Source organism: Candidatus Paracaedibacteraceae bacterium, assembly GCA_019636055.1.
Lineage (GTDB): Bacteria > Pseudomonadota > Alphaproteobacteria > Paracaedibacterales > Paracaedibacteraceae > Paracaedibacter.
This window is the reverse complement of record JAHBYH010000001.1, coordinates 586,864-604,832: the sequence shown is the minus strand read 5'-3', so window position 1 is coordinate 604,832 and position 17,969 is coordinate 586,864. Positions and strand designations below refer to the sequence as shown.

Annotated in this window: 16 protein-coding genes and 1 other RNA gene; 5 read left to right on the top strand and 12 right to left on the bottom strand. The window is 41.4% G+C overall.

From position 1 onward, the window contains the following. Positions 1 to 89: 89 nt before the first annotated feature. Complete coding sequence (locus KF820_02885) at positions 90 to 815, top strand: hypothetical protein (GenBank protein MBX3457292.1); 726 nt, start codon at positions 90 to 92, stop codon at positions 813 to 815. Here the strand turns inward: KF820_02885 and KF820_02880 are convergent. From KF820_02880 to KF820_02845, 8 genes are read right to left on the bottom strand one after another with little or no spacing between them, the layout of a single operon-like run. Beyond that, the gene (locus KF820_02880; GenBank protein ID MBX3457291.1) at positions 799 to 1,743 is read right to left on the bottom strand and encodes a type II secretion system F family protein; all 945 of its coding nucleotides are present in this window, start codon (positions 1,741 to 1,743) and stop codon (positions 799 to 801) included. The two genes, KF820_02885 and KF820_02880, sit on opposite strands and share 17 nt — an antisense overlap. Positions 1,744 to 1,752: 9 nt before the next feature. Beyond that, positions 1,753 to 2,733 (bottom strand): type II secretion system F family protein, encoded by a 981-nt coding sequence (locus KF820_02875; protein MBX3457290.1) that lies wholly within the window; start codon positions 2,731 to 2,733, stop codon positions 1,753 to 1,755. A 3-nt stretch (positions 2,734 to 2,736) separates the two neighbouring features. Continuing rightward, positions 2,737 to 4,134, bottom strand: coding sequence for a CpaF family protein (locus KF820_02870; protein MBX3457289.1), 1,398 nt, complete (start codon positions 4,132 to 4,134; stop codon positions 2,737 to 2,739). Between the two features lie 11 nt (positions 4,135 to 4,145). Further along, complete coding sequence (locus KF820_02865; GenBank protein ID MBX3457288.1) at positions 4,146 to 5,366, bottom strand: AAA family ATPase; 1,221 nt, start codon at positions 5,364 to 5,366, stop codon at positions 4,146 to 4,148. A gap of 11 nt (positions 5,367 to 5,377) precedes the next feature. Then, positions 5,378 to 6,052 carry a hypothetical protein gene (locus tag KF820_02860; GenBank protein MBX3457287.1) on the bottom strand — a complete coding sequence of 225 codons (675 nt, stop codon included), beginning with the start codon at positions 6,050 to 6,052 and terminating at the stop codon, positions 5,378 to 5,380. 10 nt (positions 6,053 to 6,062) lie between these two features. After that, positions 6,063 to 7,442, bottom strand: coding sequence for a type II and III secretion system protein family protein (locus KF820_02855; GenBank protein ID MBX3457286.1), 1,380 nt, complete (start codon positions 7,440 to 7,442; stop codon positions 6,063 to 6,065). 15 nt (positions 7,443 to 7,457) lie between these two features. Continuing rightward, positions 7,458 to 8,273, bottom strand: a complete 816-nt coding sequence (gene cpaB / locus KF820_02850) for a Flp pilus assembly protein CpaB (GenBank protein MBX3457285.1) — start codon at positions 8,271 to 8,273, stop codon at positions 7,458 to 7,460. Beyond that, complete coding sequence (locus tag KF820_02845; GenBank protein MBX3457284.1) at positions 8,270 to 8,818, bottom strand: prepilin peptidase; 549 nt, start codon at positions 8,816 to 8,818, stop codon at positions 8,270 to 8,272. The genes cpaB and KF820_02845 overlap by 4 nt, the downstream gene beginning before the upstream one ends. Before the next feature lie 156 nt (positions 8,819 to 8,974). Here KF820_02845 and KF820_02840 point away from each other — a divergent pair, with 156 nt between their 5' ends. The 3 genes from KF820_02840 to KF820_02830 all read left to right on the top strand — a co-directional run bounded on the left by KF820_02840 (position 8,975) and on the right by KF820_02830 (position 10,568). After that, entirely contained in the window at positions 8,975 to 9,706 is a 732-nt protein-coding gene (locus tag KF820_02840) for a tetratricopeptide repeat protein (GenBank protein MBX3457283.1), read from the top strand. A 5-nt stretch (positions 9,707 to 9,711) separates the two neighbouring features. After that, positions 9,712 to 10,058: a transfer-messenger RNA gene (gene ssrA / locus KF820_02835) on the top strand. A gap of 27 nt (positions 10,059 to 10,085) precedes the next feature. Beyond that, a complete protein-coding gene (locus KF820_02830; GenBank protein MBX3457282.1) occupies positions 10,086 to 10,568 on the top strand; it encodes a hypothetical protein in 483 nt (160 codons plus the stop codon). Between the two features lie 168 nt (positions 10,569 to 10,736). Here KF820_02830 and KF820_02825 read toward each other — a convergent pair whose 3' ends face one another. After that, a complete protein-coding gene (locus KF820_02825) occupies positions 10,737 to 13,064 on the bottom strand; it encodes an AAA family ATPase (GenBank protein ID MBX3457281.1) in 2,328 nt (775 codons plus the stop codon). A gap of 58 nt (positions 13,065 to 13,122) precedes the next feature. Further along, on the bottom strand, positions 13,123 to 14,034 hold the full coding sequence (locus KF820_02820; GenBank protein ID MBX3457280.1) for a hypothetical protein: 912 nt from the start codon (positions 14,032 to 14,034) through the stop codon (positions 13,123 to 13,125). A 161-nt stretch (positions 14,035 to 14,195) separates the two neighbouring features. Here KF820_02820 and KF820_02815 point away from each other — a divergent pair, with 161 nt between their 5' ends. Continuing rightward, positions 14,196 to 15,470 (top strand): hypothetical protein, encoded by a 1,275-nt coding sequence (locus KF820_02815; protein MBX3457279.1) that lies wholly within the window; start codon positions 14,196 to 14,198, stop codon positions 15,468 to 15,470. A gap of 204 nt (positions 15,471 to 15,674) precedes the next feature. Here the strand turns inward: KF820_02815 and KF820_02810 are convergent, their stop codons facing one another. Continuing rightward, positions 15,675 to 16,646, bottom strand: coding sequence for a trypsin-like serine protease (locus tag KF820_02810; protein ID MBX3457278.1), 972 nt, complete (start codon positions 16,644 to 16,646; stop codon positions 15,675 to 15,677). Next, on the bottom strand, positions 16,631 to 17,968 hold the full coding sequence (gene tolB / locus KF820_02805) for a Tol-Pal system protein TolB (protein MBX3457277.1): 1,338 nt from the start codon (positions 17,966 to 17,968) through the stop codon (positions 16,631 to 16,633). The genes KF820_02810 and tolB overlap by 16 nt, the downstream gene beginning before the upstream one ends. Position 17,969 lies beyond the last annotated feature (1 nt).

Here is a 17,969-nt window from a genome sequence, read left to right as displayed (position 1 = left end):
AGCCCCGTTATAAATTTTTAATAAAACCTTGTTTTTAAGCATACTCTTACTATCTTACTTAAAATATAATATTTTCAGGAAAATATCAGGTGATAAAATTATTAGCCATAGCAATCCAATCAATAACTCTGTTGAATGCGCAAGAATTACCCCCTTTACTCTCAGTAGCTGATGTTTCTCTTTCTCAAAATCAACGAGAGCAATCCAGGTCACTACCCTCAATTCATGACGTAGTAGAGGCAATAAATTATCAGTGTAATTCGCGAGCCCGATATATATATATTGACTTAATATTTTCAGTCCTGAACCTTTCCATTCCACCTGCGGTAAAAGATGTTTTGATTGTAGCGAATGATACATTGTATAATCAGTATTTAACGGGGACAATGTATGTGTTGCCAGATAGGTGTAATGATTATTTATTGATCTATAGGTCATTATTCAACGATATGATTAGCTATTACGCAGGGCTAAAACGACCGCTTTATCATGTTCTGCAACTCCAATCATCTTTACGAAATGTTAATCAAAATCCTAGTGACACTGTGTCAGTGTCACCTGAATATCCACAATTGGTTATCGAAAACCCTCAGAGATCACAAGGTCAATTTTTTACGGAAGAGCAACTTAATTATATCCGTCAACACCCGAATAATACGGAAGAAGCGATTTACAACGAGTTCCTGAGGTCTAAGAAAGAGGGTCTTAAGTTGACTGCAGAACAAAAATCTCTCAGGGCAAGAGAGGTACGGGCTATGCATTTTTATCAAGCCATCCAAGAGGTGAGGGCAGAAGGTCCTATCCCCCAAAAATAGGGAGTTCCCGTAAGGTGGCAAAAATGGGCCCCATGAGAATAATCATAGTGGCAGGTAAACAAAAAAGCGCCAGTGGAATGGTCAGCAGAACAGGCAATTTTGCGGCCTTTTCTTCAACAGCAATCAGGCGATGTTTTGAAAATTCAGCAGATAAATTGGTTAGGGTTTGACTAATGGATACCCCATGCTCAATGGCATGAACTAAACCGCTAACAAGAAGATGGGTCATTGGTAAATTGACACGATTCACAAAATTCCTAAGGGCTTGAGTGCGGTCTGGGATGATCCTGAGTTCTGTGGCAATACGCGCAAATTCTTTAGCCAGATCTGTGTTAAAAATTGTCATTTCATCAGAAATTTTTGAAAAAGCTTGATCTAACCCTAGACTTGAGCGTGTGCAGATGGCAAGCATATCTACGGAAAAAGCGAGGCTGCGCTGTATTCGTTTGTATCGACGCTTGATTTTAAAATCCATAATATATTCAAATAGCCTCAGAGAAATAAAAATAAATAAGAATAAGGTTGCCAATTTTAGAAAAAGGGGGGCATGAGCAAAATTAGTAAGCGTGACCAACCCTAAATATGAGATGATTGATCCGCAGACAAGAGAAATATTAAAGAGAAACGTCAATGAGATTGCATATGTGGGATCCAGGCCTGCTTGTTCAAACTTGAGCCGATATCCGGAAGATTTGTTGCGGACAAATCCGGAAAAGTTATTGGCAATTTTCTGCTCAGCTTTTTTTAGATAGCTAATTAAATCACTATTTTCAAAGTTTGCACTTAAGCTACCATAGGCATTTTTCTGGATCTTTCGAATTCTCGACGTGTATTTTTGCATAGCAACGTGTTGCGAATAAAGTCCCATTCCAAAAGCCACGACAACGATAATAAGAAGAGGGAGAATAATAAAGAGTTTGTTTTCCATGCTAAACCTCTATACCTCTATTTTAATCATGCGGTTGATAATGGTCATCGCTATAATTACCATAATGATGGCCGTGATAAGCAATTTATGGCCAAATGGGTCATAAAGAAGGAAGTAAACCTGTTCGGGTTTTATGTGCCATAAAACAAACATGATAACCGCAGGAAGAGCTGCCAGAACATAACCGGACGTTTTTGCTTCTGACGAGAATACTTTAATTTTCATCCTGAGTTCTTGTGATTTTGATAAGGTCGCTATGATATTTTCAAGGACATCAGCTAAACTTCCACCTGTTTGTCGTTGAATAACAAGTGTTGTTATAAAAAAGTAATAATCCGGGATATCAACGCGGATAGCTGAAGCATGTAAGACCTTGTCAAAATCAACGCCAAAATCAACTTCGCTATTCATCTGAATAAATTCTTCTTTGAGAGGGGAGTGAATTTCCCGTGCGACAATGTGAAAGGTTTTATCAATTTGGCTTCCGGCTCGCACGCCACGTAGGATGATTTCTAGTGCTGGTGCTAATTGCGAAATGATAAGGTTTTTCCGCTTAGTTTCGCTGCGATTGACGGCATAGTGAGCGATTAAGATTGAACAGGCTAAGCTATACAAGAAAGCATGGTTAAAATCGACCTTGAAGACAAAAAATATCACGGCAAATACAACAAGCCAAATGATAAAGAAAATACCAACAAGTTTATCAAGGGTATGTTTTAGCCCGCTACGCATTAATTTAAGGCGTACATAACCGTAGCCAAAACTATCTTGACTTAAATAAGAATTAAGCCTTTTTTCTAATTGTGACTCTTTAAAAGCTGCGGTTTTATCAGATAATACATCGATCATTTTTCCTTGATGGTTTTGTCTGATTTTTTCAATGCGATTTTCAATATGTTCTTCTTTGGTGCGTTTGACAAAGAAATAACGATAGCCATATATTCCTAAGATCAAAACAATACAACTCAAGAAGATCGACATCGTGTTCATTGATCAGAATTCCTTTTTTTCAAGGAGTGGAAGTTCACTTGTTAAACCGGCATCAATAAATTTATCAATAATTGTTTCGGATAAACCGTGATATTGAAAGATACCGGATATACTGGTTTTACTGGATTCAGTTTGCTTGAAATTAAAAATGTCACGAACTTTAATGCGATCGCCATCTAATCCGACGATTTCACTGATTTGAATAACACGACGTTTACCATCACGCATTCGCGAAACTTGCACGATGATATCGACAGCATCAATAATATAAGATTTGATAGCAGAAGCTGGCAGTTCATGCCCGGACATAACGATCATGTTTTCAAGTCGTGACATGGCTTCTTGAGTGCTGTTTGAGTGTATGGTTGACATTGATCCGTCATGTCCTGTGTTCATGGCCTGAATCATGTCAAAAGCTTCGGCGCCTCGGCACTCACCGATGATAATACGGTCAGGGCGCATACGAAGTGCGTTTTTTACAAGATCTTTTATTTCGACAAGGCCTTGTCCTTCGATGTTGGCTGGGCGGCTTTCGAGGCGTACAACATGGGGTTGTTGAAGTTTTAATTCTGCGGCATCTTCAATGGTTACGACACGTTCTTTTGGGTTAATTTGTGCTGAGAGTGCATTCAGAAGCGTTGTTTTTCCTGAGCCTGTCCCCCCTGCGACGATGATATTAAGCCGACTATAGGCGGCCATGGCTAAGAACAAGTGCATCTTTTTCGATATACTTTCGTAATTGACCATATCGTTCAAATAAATTGTCGTTTGGGAAAACTTACGAATTGAAATGGATGGCCCATTCAAAGCGAGGGGAGGAATAATAATATTGACGCGACTGCCGTCTTTTAATCGCGCATCAACCATTGGGCTTGATTCATCAATGCGACGACCAACTTGGTTGGCGATACGTTGAGCAACTTGTAAGACATGGCGTTCGTTGCGAAATTTAACATCTGTTTGTTGGATCAGCCCTTTTCTTTCAACAAAGACTTTGTCGGGACTATTGATCATAATATCATTAATCGTTGGGTCATTAATCAAGGCTTCAAGTGGACCAAGCCCAACCATGTCATTAATAATATCTTCAACCATATATTGAAGTTCTTTATGGTTGATTTGGAGTCTGAATTCTTCAGTGTATTCATAAATATAACGCTCAATCTCTCGGCGTAATTCGGGTCTTGCCATTTTCGCCGCAGCATTGAGATCGATATGTTTAATTAAAAGGTCAAATATTTTCTCTTTGAAATGAGCAACAGCAGGGGCATCTGCAACGAGTTTTGTTTTGTATAGATCATCGATATCATTATCTTGGGCTAGCTTAACGCTGTGCTCTTTTTCCTTTGGCGTAATTTTATTCGCATCGAAATCTTTTTTTCCAAAACGCTTGTTTCTCATCGTGATTCTTCCTAATTTCTACCCATGAGTTTTTTTAAAATTCCACCGGCAGAGTTATTCGATAAACTTGCTTTGGTTTGAATGCCCAGAATTGTTTTGCAAAGCTCGTGTATGCCTTCAGCCATTGCCCCTTTAGCATTCAGGACGACAGGATCGCCGTCTGTTAAAGCTGTCATGGGGTAGGTGTGGTCAAATTGTATTTCTAGCGAAATTTGACGTTGAAGGGTCTCTTCAAAGGTGCTCCTATCTATATACCCATCTTTATAGAGATTCGTTTGATTGGCAACAAACAGGATCCCATGACTTAAATTCGGAAAGGATTTTGCTAATTGCATAATACGACAGCAATCTTTGAGACTGGTTATTGAATAATCGCAAATAACAATAAGTTGCGTTGATCTGGAGAGAACATTAGAGACGAGTTGGGTTGAAAAATGTCTAGGAAGATCGATTAAGGTGTAATGAAATTGGGGTGAGATAAAATTAAAAAGTGCTTCGATGGCATCAGGTTTAATATCGGGTTTATCCGTAAGACTCAGTTCAGAACATAAAACGCCTAGCCGCTCATTATAAAAAGTCATGTATCGTTCAACAAGGACTTTGTCGATACGATCTGGCGATTCAAATAGTTGCGAAAATCCATCAGATGTTTCGATGTTAAGATATTGGGGGAACGTCCCCGAGTGCATATCCATGTCCATCATGCAGACGCGTTTATCATATTGTGTTGATAAGAGAACCCCGAGGTTCGTCACAATACTAGAAGTACCAACGCCACCACGAGATCCCATAACCGAGACAATTTTTCCTGACTTGAGCCCTGTCGAAGTTGTAGTTTCTTCGTGTTGAACGATTTCTTCGATCCCTTTGACAAGAATTGAATCTAAGAGAGGTTTTACATAATAGTCACGAATTCCCATTTTGATGAGGTTTCTGAAAAGGCCAATATCATTCTTGTCGCCAATAACGATAACTTCTACCCGTGGTTCACAAATCTCAGCAAGGTGTGCCATATCAGAGAGAGCCATCGATGATTTTGAAACATCTACAAGAATAATATCAGGTGATCGTTGCCCTTTAAGATGTTCAAGTGCGTAGGCTATTCCACCATCATAAATTTCAGCATGGATCCCATGATCTTTGAAAGGGATTGCTTGGAGGACAGACTTTGAATCTTCATCACTTACATAGCAGGCTAAATTCTGTACCGGGGTGGATTGTATGTCAGACATAATGTTTACCTCTAATTCGAACTGCTATTGTCGGCTGTGGTTGATTTGATAACTTTTAGTTCCTTGGTTTTACCTTGTTGATAGTTTTTAACGGCATTAAGTTTCATGGCTGAATCTCGATCTCTTAACTTTTTACCTTCAATCAAGTCGCTTTTATCCGCAACAAGGACTGCATGGTTATACGCATTTGCACAACCGAAATCAGGCGTACCATCTGTGGTTTCATTCCGATTGATTTTGGTGTTCCAATTCAAGCATTTATTCGGATCAGTTTGGTTTTTATCAAAAGTAATAACAATGGTATTTTCGGTGATTTGTCCAAAACGTGATTCTTTCCATCGGTAAAATTTGATGTGTTTGCTCTTGATGCCTTTGCGCGTCAAATAAGCTTTCACTTTTTTTAATCGAGCATATTGTTGAGGCGTTAGTGGTTCGGATTCAGAAGCGTCCACAAAGACACGCGCATAAACATGATCCAATAAACCAAATGTGTTTAATTGTTCTTGTATATCTGCCTTGTGTTCTTTTGTTAAATGGGTGTGATGATGGTCAAATAACAAATCAACGGTTTTTCCTTCACGTTTGACGTCGCTACGCCATTCAACATGGTGATCTCGATGATCAGGGATGTTCGAGCAAGCAATGAGTGCTACGGAAGTTAGGAAGGTCGCTATAATGTTTTTCATCAGTGTCTCCTTAGTCTTCCAAATTGAATCCGGCGTCACCATACAGCGGATCAGCCTTGATCATATTGACATTATTGGCATCCACTTTTGGGCGATTGAGCCTTTTGTATAAGAGTGCTTCAAGGGCGGATGCTTGATGTAAATTATCGGTCGGTAGTTTTAACGCATTCGGGTCAGATGTTGGTTTAACGATATAGGGTGTGACGATAACCACAAGTTCTGATTGGTTGCGTTGGAAACTTGATGATCTGAATAATGTACCGATAATCGGAATATCAGCGATCCCAGGGAGGTCGGAATAGTTGTTGACTAAGCTGGACGAGATTAGGCCGGCAATGGCGAGGCCTTGACCACTGCCCAACTCAACCGCTGTTTCGACAACGCTTGTTTTAATACCAGGCAGTGTTACCGTAGCATTATTGCCGACAAGGAAGCTGAGCGAATTTTCTTTGTCAAGTTCACTGACTTCAGGGCGAACTTTTAGGAAGATCTGATCTGATGATAAGACGGTTGGGGTAAAGGATAAACTGATACCAAATTTTTTGAATTCAATGGTAATATTCTGGTTTTGTGGAACCGGATAGGGGAATTCACCACCAACTAAGAAGCTCGCTGTTTCACCGGACGTGGTAATTAAGTTTGGCTCAGCTAAAACAGTCCCTAAACCTTCTGAATTGAGAGCATCGAGTAAGGCTGTATAATTACCATGAGATCCGTTGTCATACCGTGCGCCTAGGGCTCCGGGAGAGACATCTCCAATGCTTGTTGCTCTTGAAAATGCACCGCTTGAAAAGGGCGTGCGACCATTGAATATGCCATATGTCAAGTTGCTCCCATTAATTATGGAGGACCAGTTTATGGCAAAACTATTTAACAGACTTCTTTTAACTTCAGCAACTTTAACTTTTAACAAGACTTGTGTTGATGTGTTGATAGATGCCATATTCCTGACGTTTTGTCCTTTTTGGATATAGTCGGATGCTAGGGTTTCAAGTTTTTGTGATACAGCAGGCGATGATGCTTCACCTTTCATGACAATACTTGATGGGGTTGCATCAAATTTGATATTTTCATTGGGGAATATTTCTTTGGCCGTATTTTGAAGTTGCGTCAAATCTTTGCGAACTTGCACATTAAGTTTGGCAATAGGTTTGTATTGATGGTTTGTCACAACAATCGTTGTGTTGCCGGACTGTTTTCCCAGAATGTTAACACCAGATCCTCCGCTGACTTGAACATCCGCGATTTGAGGATTAGCCACAAAAACTTCTTTAATCTGGTCGTTCAACTCAATCAATTTTGACGCATTTTCCTCAACAACAATGGTCTGATCAGCGTGTGCTGATAGACTGATAAGGATAATCCAAGCTAGGGTTTGTATGATCTTCATTTCTCTATCCCTTTCTTATGACAAGCTTCGAGGCGCTAAATCATTAGCATCAAATGATTGTTGTGATTTTTCAGAGCCACGATATATTTGCACAACTTGTGGTTCAGGTGGTCGATTGGATTTCTCGCTAACATCTTTGACTTTCCCTCGGGGTTCTTCCTTTGAGAAAACACTGTGCATACTGACGACGACTTGACCGTCACGGATAGAGGCCGCTAAGTTTTCTGCTTGGTCAGAACTGACTTCTAAGGTGATGCTTTTGGGGAGGCCAGACCTATTTTCTGCATCGTTGTCATTTTTAATTGATTTATCAACGGCAAGCACTCTGACGCTTTGTAAGATTGTTTCCCCGAAATAGTCATTTTGTTTTCCTGCTGCTCTTTTCGGCAGGATAATATCAATAATATCTCCAGGTGAAATGATTGTTGGGGCATTGGCCAATTTGCTATAGGGAACAGCAACGGCCCGCATGCCATCTTTGATGACAGCAGACAGAGAGCTTCTGCCATGGGTGTCAATCAGGTCGTTCTGATTAATAATCTCATCTTTATTAATCAGTTTTTTTGCAACAGCATTATCAAATCTTTGGATCAGGGCTGTATCCGTTTTCTTAATGTAACTGTCTTTTAAGTCGTCATTTGGAATTTTTTTCCAAGCAGCCTTATCTGTGTCTAAGATGCCGCCATTTTGAATGTTGGCAGGGGCAACCATAACCTCAGTTGTCGTTGCTGTTGTTGGTTTTTTCTCTGTTTTTACGGATATTACGATAATCAATAAAATACTGACGATCGCAATGAAAAAGAAAAGGGGTTTAGAGCTTGTACGCTTCATGATAAGGCTCCGATATTAATGAGACAGATATAGGCCAGGGATAGGGCAATTGCTATACCATAGGGAATGGGGGTTTTTAACTTTTCTTGTGCATACGCAGGGACAAAATCAGCATTATAATAGTCTGTTAAAATAGGAACACGACTCATGATTGGGCGCGTCCCTGTAATAAGTTTTGTTCGTAATGTATCAATAGCAGGGGATAATGTGATAAAGACAAGAGCGAGAAAACCACCGAGTAAAGCCATTACAAGAATCATTGCTGGGATATGATGAGGTGCTATCCATAGAGAGGCTGCACTTAGGAGTTTGGCATCTCCAGCCCCCATCCAGCCAAAATAATTACAAACGAAACCAATCGTTAACAACGCAAAACTAATGCCAAGGGTCAGGATTACTGTCCCACTTGGTGCAAAAAAGACAAGATAAGGAATAGCTAGCATGCAGAGCAATAAAACTAAGATGTTCGGGATCTTATAAAACATAAAATCGTACAAAGCAGCCACAAGGCCAATCACGATAACCAATATAAGAATGATGGACACGTATCTAATCTCCGTTAGATAGATGGTTTCAACTTAACTTCAGTATCGCTTGTTAATGGTTAATAAAATATTTAAATAAAATTATTCATAAAATATGTTAAATTAATTTAAGATTTAGAGATGTTAATCTAGGAAATCTGCTGTAAGGGAGGGAAAATGACTAAAAATACGTTAATAAAAATGGGGTGCCTTATAACGACACTCTTTGTTTTCGTGGCCTGTTCCGGCCAGCAGCAAAACTCTGAATCACCAGAAGCTTTGGGGCGTGTTGCTGACTCATTATATCAATCGGGTGACCACGAAACATCCTCAAGGTTGTATCAACAAATTCTAGAAATGGATCCAAATAACGAGAAAGCGAAAAAGAAGCTAGGCAAAACCTTGCGCCATTCAAAAGATCCTAACGAAGTTATCCAGTATTACCGAGAGCAATTGCGCAAAACCCCGGAATCAATTGACTTAACTGAAGAGCTTGCTAAAGCCTATATCACTGCTAACAATGGTGTTGAGGCTTTAAAGTTGTACCGGAAACTTGATCAACAAAAGCCAAATGACCCTTGGATTATTAACGGATTAGGTGTTTCTTGTGATTTATTGCAAAAGCATGACGATGCGATTAAGTATTATGATCGAGCATTGTCACTTGCAGCTGGCAATCGACGTATTTTATCGAATAAAGGATTATCTTTGGCCTTATCTGGGAAGACCAAAGAAGCGATAACGTTACTTCTTCCGTTGGCAGATAGTCCGCAAGCTAGTGCTAATGTTCGGCATAATTTAGCTGTAGCTTATGCCTTAGATGGTCAAAAAGATAAAGCCAAGGCCTATTTTGCGCCGGATATTTCTGCCAAAGACGCTGAAGCAAATCTTAAAAATTATGTCAACTAAATTAAGTCCTTTTATTTTTTACAAAAACGTCCTATTTTATTAGTGTCAGGTAACTGACTATGACGATAAACGGCTTATGGAATAAGCGTTGCGGACCCGGGGGCGGTACCCGGCGTCTCCACCATATTATGGGGACGAAACAGGATCGACGTGCGTAGTAAAGATAAGTTTTTCGTTCGGTGTGCGCCGCCGCTATCGGGCAAATTTTATAGATGCCAACTCAAACAAGGCACCTGTAGCTAACTTTAACCGCGCTTATGCTGCGGTAGCTGCCTAATATCTTAGCAATAGCGGATATTAAGTACTTTAGTTAGTCGCGGTTCGGGGGCACCGGGCAACAGAAGCCCCCACTGAATTGACTATAGAAAGGATAGTATCCGTGAGTAAGACACCGACCTTTGATTATGAAACCTTAGTTCAAGAATCGCTACGTAATGTTATCAAAGAAACCTTGACAACAGCAGCCAAGGATGGGTTACCGGGAAAACATCATTTCTATATCTCGTTTAAGACTGATTATCCGGGGGTTGATATTCCGGACTATTTGCTTGAGGAATATCCTGAAGATATCACAATTGTGTTACAATATGAGTTTTGGGACCTAGAGGTTCATAATGATGCGTTTAGTGTGACGCTGTGCTTTAATGATGTTCATGAACGGTTGAACGTTCCTTTTGGTGCAGTTGTTAGTTTTGTCGATCCTTCGGTTAAATTTGGTCTTCAATTCGCACCAGCTGAGCTGGATGGGGAGGCAGAACTTGTCCATCTTGATCGGAAAAAGAAAGCAGTAAGAGAGCTTGCTATTTCTGTTGAGAGTGATGGGTCGAATGTTGTTACTTTGGACGCATTTCGTCGTAAGTAGGGGATTGCCTATTTTAGCGGCAAGCAAGAATAATATGCATAGCCGATCTCTAGAGAATCGGCTATAATTTTGCCTAATATAACCAGTCTATTTTTATCCGGGGGTATGATGACTTTAAAACACATCATCCCTTATTTTTGTAGGGGCATTAAAATTATCTAGCTATAGCTATTTCTTGATCACCTTAGCAAATCCCTGTAGACGTTCTTGAACATGTCCGAAAACGCTTCCTTTTGGATACTTGCCATTTTTATCAGGTTTTCCTGCCTCGTGTCCCATCAGGAACCCAATGGCTTCTTCGATGGTCTCCACGGTCCATATGTGGAATTTGCCTGCTTTGATCGCATCTGAGATTTCATCACGCAAAACAATATGCTCTGCATTTGAGGCAGGGATAACAACGCCTTGAGAGCTTGTTAATCCTCGGAATTTACATACTCGGAAAAAACCTTCAATTTTATGGTTGAGTCCGCCAACGGCTTGGACTTGACCAAATTGATTAACTGACCCTGTGACAGCAATATCTTGGCGAACTCTGATGCCGGATAACGATGATAAGATTGAAATAAGTTCCGCAACGGACGCACTATCACCTTCGATTTCTTCATAACTTTGCTCAAAGGTTAGAGAGCAGGAAAAAGAAACAGGGTGTTTTTGAGAAAACTTACCCTTAAGGTATCCGTCCAATATCATCGCCCCTTTTTGTTGAATGGGGCCAGCCATTTCTGTCAGTCGCTCAATATTAATGATTCCTTCTTCGCCGGCATAGGTACGTGCTGAAATACGATTGGGCAGACCATAATAATGATCACCTGTTGATAAAACAGATAGCCCATTAACAATGCCCAGTTTTTTCCCATGAGTTTCAATAAGGACAACATCGCGTTCAATTTCGCGGTGGGTGCGATCTTCAACGCCGGCTGTCCGCAGGCGGCGGTGCATAAGGGCTTGTTTGACGTGATTTGCTTTTGTTACTTCTGCAGATTCTTCAGTTGCAATCTCATTGGCCTCATTAATGATATCGGCAATAAGTTCAAATTTTGATGAAAGCCATTCTCGGTTGTTAATCCAGCGAGAGCTATAGCCCAAAAGGGTTTGAATGGCTCCTTTATCAAGATCCATATTGGAATGTTTGAGGGATATCTGCCGAAATAGACGGGTGCAAACACTGATGTTTTGGGCGTTTGCGGGTAAGTCAGGCTCAATATCTGCCTTGATCTTGAAATAAGTTTTAAATTCAGGATCTAGATAAAAGAAATTATAAAACCAAACGGGAGCACCGACGATAAAGATCTGAATATCAAGCGGAATGGGTTTTGGATCTGGTGCATCAAGCATGGGGAGTGAATTTTCACGATGGAACTCTTCAATACGGATTTGTTTATCTCGAAGAGCTGTTTTAAGCGCATTCCATAATGTCATATCTTGGGCTAGGGCTTCTGCGCGCAGAACAAGGATGCCACCGTTTGCTTTATGCAGATTCCCCGGGCGAATCATGGTGAAATCAGTTGAGTATCCGGATGGGCCTGCTTTGTATTTAATGCATCCAAATACGCTTTCATAAGTGGGGGCAGGATCTAAGATTAAGGGAGCATGTAGTGCATTTTTATTGTTTACGAGAACATTGACTGCATAACGGTCGCGGAGATCCTCGAGTCTAGATGGGTCTGTCTCATCAATAATAAAATCGTCAACATGTTGGATGATATCATCGTGAAGTGTGTCAATCCACTTGCCCAGATATTTATCATATACTTTTCGAAAGGGGTTTAGGATGGGTTTGAGGGTTTTTTCTGCTTCCTGAGTTTTTAACTCCTGAATTTTCTCTGTTAACTCACGCCCTTGAAAATGGGCGAGCGAGGTTATTTCGTTCAGCTGTTCTTTGATGGATTGAATATCCTCAGGTGTGAACTCAGATGTTTTATCTTTATCGCAGTCATCATCCTCAACCGTTGATATCGTAAACTCATCTTCTGCCGTTTCGACTTTTAGGCCTTTAGTTCTTGCAAAAGTTTGAACTTCTTGGATACGGTCTTGGATTGTTTCTTCAAGGTCTGCTGTTAGGCTGTTGATTTGTGAGGCAAAAGATCCTGTCGTTAGTGTTTTGTTGAATAAATCTATGCCTGCTTCGATCACATCATTGAGTGCTTTTTTCAGTTTTGCGGATTGTCCGCGTGGGAGTTGAAAGGGGATAGGGCGGTAATTTGTTTCAAAGTTATTGAGATAAACCCAGTCTAGGCAAGGGGGAACTTTTTTGGTGTACTCTTCAAGATATTGCATGGTTGCAGGCATCCGCGCACTGCGATCACCGCCAATGACAAAGACATTTGCGCCATATTTGCGCATTTTAAGAGCAGTCGAGATGGCTGTGCTTGCTCGTGAGTGAGAAGTCAGATCAAAATAGGTGACACTTGCCGGGTCTGATGTTAAGTCGTCTTGTTTAATTGGAAATTTAGGCAAAGATACATCTGCATAAGAGAGAGCTTTTGTTGTCATCAAGACATCCCAGCGTAATTTAACTATACCTTAATTGTATGATTAATTTTATCTATAATCAATAGGAGGTATCAGAGTCATCGTCTGTATCATAGGGATTCGCTGATATTGAGGCTCTATTCGGAGCGTACGATGATTGTCCGCCTGTGGGTTGTGCTGATGCTCCGGGGGGAAGCATGTACGTGAGGATCCCATGACACCCGCCTGTATTATTCATCATGGGTGTCATGTTTGGATGGGGGATCATTCCCGGATATGGCATCATTCCTGGTCGTGGTGGGATGACTTGAGGTAGACCACGAGCTTGTGAGATTGTGTTACAAAACTCAACGCCATGCGGTAAAACGGGTGGCATGGTCCCATATTGTGGGAAATGTAATTTCGCGCAGTGGGTATTATAATAAGCTGTGGCACAATTTGGGTTTTGCATCACTTTTTGAGGGGTGCCAAGGCAGCTAACAAGGTCATTCCGCCCCACGTTGGGACTTCCGCATTTCTGTGCAGTACATGTTGCTATAGCATGTACTTTCGATACTGCGCCAGTTACTTTTCCAAGCCCACTGCCGCCTTTTTGCATAGCAATTTGTGCGAAATGGACGGCTTGGGAATAAGCAGGGTTTTTGCTTAAGGGGCCATTTAAAAACACTTTAGCGCAGTTTATGTTTGTTCTGGCTTTGCCTTCTGTCCCTAAGCAATAATTTGCTTTTTGGGGGGTAAATTGATAAGGGTCTGAACATACTGATTGGGTGCATTGAGGAGCAGAAATAGCATGGGATACACCGCTCTTAATTTTACCAAAAAAACTTTTCTTTTTTTGTGGTGTTCCGGGAGCTCCTGCTGGTTTTTGGTTCTGGTTTTGTGAACTGCTTGAGCTTTTGCCGGTAATTTTATGGATTAGGCTTGATCCGGGGAATGCATAAGTTTGCCCCGAGATAAATAATAGAAATAATATGGTTATAAATCTGCGCATAATTGGCCTAAACTATGTCGATCCTAGTTTAATTTTAAGGCTGTTGGGTAAAAAAAACGTTAAGGTTCAGCAAAAAATAGTAAAATTTTTTTGAAAATGCTGTGAACTTAGTCGGTTCTGATGTCATAATGGGTTAAGATGTTGTTGTTTGTTGGTTTGCGGTGTCAGCTCAATCCTTAGATCATAAGAACCTTGGTGATTTAAATGCCATGATCAAAGCCTTGGAACGCTTGAAAGAGAGCCGTCCCAATATCAGCTTTGTCAAGACAGGGGTTAGCTCGGCGGAGATACCGCGGTTTTTGGTAGATCAAGATATTATTCAAGAGTCAAAACGAACGTATGCCCCGACACCGATGGCTCTTGATGTTGCGAATACGGATCGTGACTTAAATGTACTGAAGACACCTGAAAAAACAAAACGACCTTTAAAAAAATCAAAACGACTTAATCTTATTAAGGAAAAGTCAGTAAAGCAACAAGTAGCGTTGCAAGGACAGCGTGAAGCATCGGTTGCAGCAAAAAAAGTAGTAAAAAAAACTCAACGTCAGTATAAACGTGGTTTTTGGCATTGGTTAGAGGAGCTTGCGATTATCATGAGTAAAATGTCATTATTTGGATTATTCCTAATATTAATGCTACTGGGGACTGTGTTTTTTGGAGTGGGTTTTCTCGCGGCTGTTTCTAATGTCCAAGAAAAGCCAACCAGTCATCCAAATTGGCAGCAGGCGAGTGCGTGTCACACTGCTAGTGGTGGTGGGGGGAAACCTAACCCGTTTTTAAAAGCTGCCGGTGGCGTTGCCTCAACACTTGTTGATCAAAAGGTTGCATCGATTGAAAGTAAACTTGGCGGTGGTTTCTTGAACAAAGCTGTTGAGAAGGTCCCGCCATCACTCCAACCCTTTGCTCTGCAAATGCAAAATAAATTTGCTCAAAGTTCGCAAGCTGTTGTTTCATCTGGCGGTCGAGCCATCAAAGGAGCGTTTAGACCATCCCGTTTTGGCGATACGCCACCACCACCGCCGCCTGCACAAGTGGCTACATCAACACCTCCGGCTTATCATCCTATTTTTGGAACGCCACAATCTCAACCAATTACAGCAGGGCAACCCCCGTCTATGCACCAGTTAAACCCAAGTCAAAAGTCGTTTCAACAGGCTGGGCAAGTTTACGATAAAGCGATGGCGACACCTCAGTCAGCCCCGATTCAGGCTCAGGGTTATGCTCAACCTCAGCAACCAATGGCCTATGGTTATCAACCACAATATGGGCAAGTACAACCTCAACCACAAGCTTATGCGCCACAACCTGTTTACACACCGCCACAAGGATATCAACAGCCTCCGGTTGTGGTGTCTCAACCGTATGGTGCATCTCAGCCCTATGGCTATAACCAAGCACCTGTCCAAGAACAGCCAAAGTTCATCGGTATGGGATAACAACTATAGTCAGTTGATTTATCATTTATCCTGATCGTATCACTGTGCTGGATCTTTGTGCTCATTGCGGGGTTCGTTTCTTGTTCCTTGTCGGAAAATCAACCTGAATGATTATATATAGTTGTTCAAGTTGAGTTTGGAAGCAGGAACAAGAAGGGACGATGTGATGAACTTCCATACTCAACTGGAATAGGTATACGGTTATTACTGTGAAAACTTTTCAATGGCTGATTGTATAAAAAATCGGTGATTATAAAGGCTTGTCCAGCAGTCACGATATGTTTTAGCGGGAACAAAACTTTGCGTTTTACTGTTATATGCATCTTGAAACAGTTGTCCGCCAGCAACACCAACAATCCGCATCTTCCCATCAATTTTGGCAAATAATGGTCCTCCACTATCGCCACCCCGGAGCGTTGCGTGAAGAAAAGTTTGATCTCTTTTGAAGTCATAGCTAAACTCTGGAACGTAAATTTTCCCGTCCAATCCCAACTTAACAGGTTGTGGTTGGTAATCAACAGGAATCCAGGATTCAGCCTCAAGACGCCCGGACGAAGAATTTTGAGTTTTACGCATAGCAAAGATACCGATATGGCGACCAGAGTATGTGGTAGACGAGTCTCCATTTTTTGTCAAGATGCCAGCAGAAACTCCAATAAATTTAGGAACACGTCCTGAATCAATGGTGTTTGATACGAGTGTTGCAGGATTATCCTCATAAAACAATTCCGGATAAGATTCTCGTGTTATAGGCGTTTCTAATAGGACAACAGCAATATCATCTTCTTCAAAATTTAGAGCTTTTGAACTGAGTAATTTTAACAGATAGGATGCGGACATCTCTACGGCAATTATTTTGGATTGGACGCCATTCAGCTCAAAATATCCTGGGGTTAATTTATTAATTCTATCAACACAGTGAGCCGCCGTTAGAACAATATTGGGGGCAATCAGTGTTCCAGTGCTAATTGACTGCTTGCTTTGACCGAGGTTAACGGTTATTCGCCCTACAGCCCGAGCAAACTCTTCTGTCGTGCCTCGGCGGGCGGATTCCATTGCGGGGGTTTCAGCAGGTTTATCAGGGCCTTGCCGTTTCTCCCATGTTGTCGCATCTAGAATCATGGCGTGGGATAAAGAGAGGCATGATAGTATAGAATAAATTATTTTGCGGGACATCCGGTTACACTCTTATCTAATAGTTGAGACCAAGCAGCATCAGTTGCTTCACGAGGGGTTTTCAGTTCGTATTTTGTTCGTCCTGTGACATCAATAGCGCATATTTTGCTAAAGCGAGTTTTGCCTGATTTGCGTTCTTTGGTATATAAGATTACTCGGCCGTTAGGGGACCAAGTTGGGGCTTCGACTAGATAATCAGAACAAATGAGGCGTTCATCTGACCCATCAGGGCGCATAACCCCAATATAGAATTGACCTTGTTGTAGTTTTGTATAAGCAATGAGATCACCGCGAGGAGACCAGACGGGTTGCGAGTATTTACCGCCCCCAAAACTAATTCTTTTTTGGTCGGATCCATCCGCATTCATGACGTAGATCTGTTCAATGCCACCACGATCAGAGGTAAAGACGATTTGATTGCCGTCCGGGGAAAAGCAGGGTGATGTATCAATCGACGTATGCTGAGTCAATGGTTTCAGCGTGCCTGTTGCTAGATCCTTAACATAAATGGCAGAGTTCCCTGCTTTCTCAAGGCTCATCACAAGCTTTGTTGCATCGGCTGAGAACCTGGGGGCAAACGTCATGCCTTCAAACTGGCCAAGGGATTTTTTTGATCCATTCGCCAAATTATACACATAAACTTGGGCAAGTCCCCCTTTTTCAAAGGATAAAAAGGCAATATCTCGATTGTTGGGGGAAAAGCGCGGCGTTAAAACCATATGTTTGCCATCGGTTAAGTAGCGAACATTGGCACCATCATAGTCCATAATTCCGAGTCGACGAACACGGCTGCGACCATGGGGACCTGATTCCTCAATAAAGGAGATCATGGTATTAAAATACCCATCTTCGCCGGTCACGCGTTTATAGACTTCATCAGCAATCATATGCCCAAGGCGGCGCCATTTCTTTTCATCAACGGTTAATTCTAACCCTAGCATTTGAGTGCCGCGGAAAACGTCAAATAATCGGAATCGAACCGTTATTTTCCCCCCACTATGATCAACATCACCTGCAAGCAAACATTGAGCATTAATGGCACGCCAGTCAGCAAAACGAGGCCCCATTTGACTAATTGAATTGATATCTTGAATAAACGCCTTTTGATCGATCGGTGCGAATAATCCGGATGATCGTAAGTCCTCGGCGATAATTTCAGCAAGATCCTTACCGTAAGTCTCGCCGCTGTTATCCGTAAAATTTGTAACAGCAATCGGTGTTGCTTTAATTTGTCCTTGGTTAATGGTGACTTCAAGGACCGAGTAACTTTTGCTAAGAGTTGCTATAACCATTACTATCACGAATTTTAATAATCTAATCATT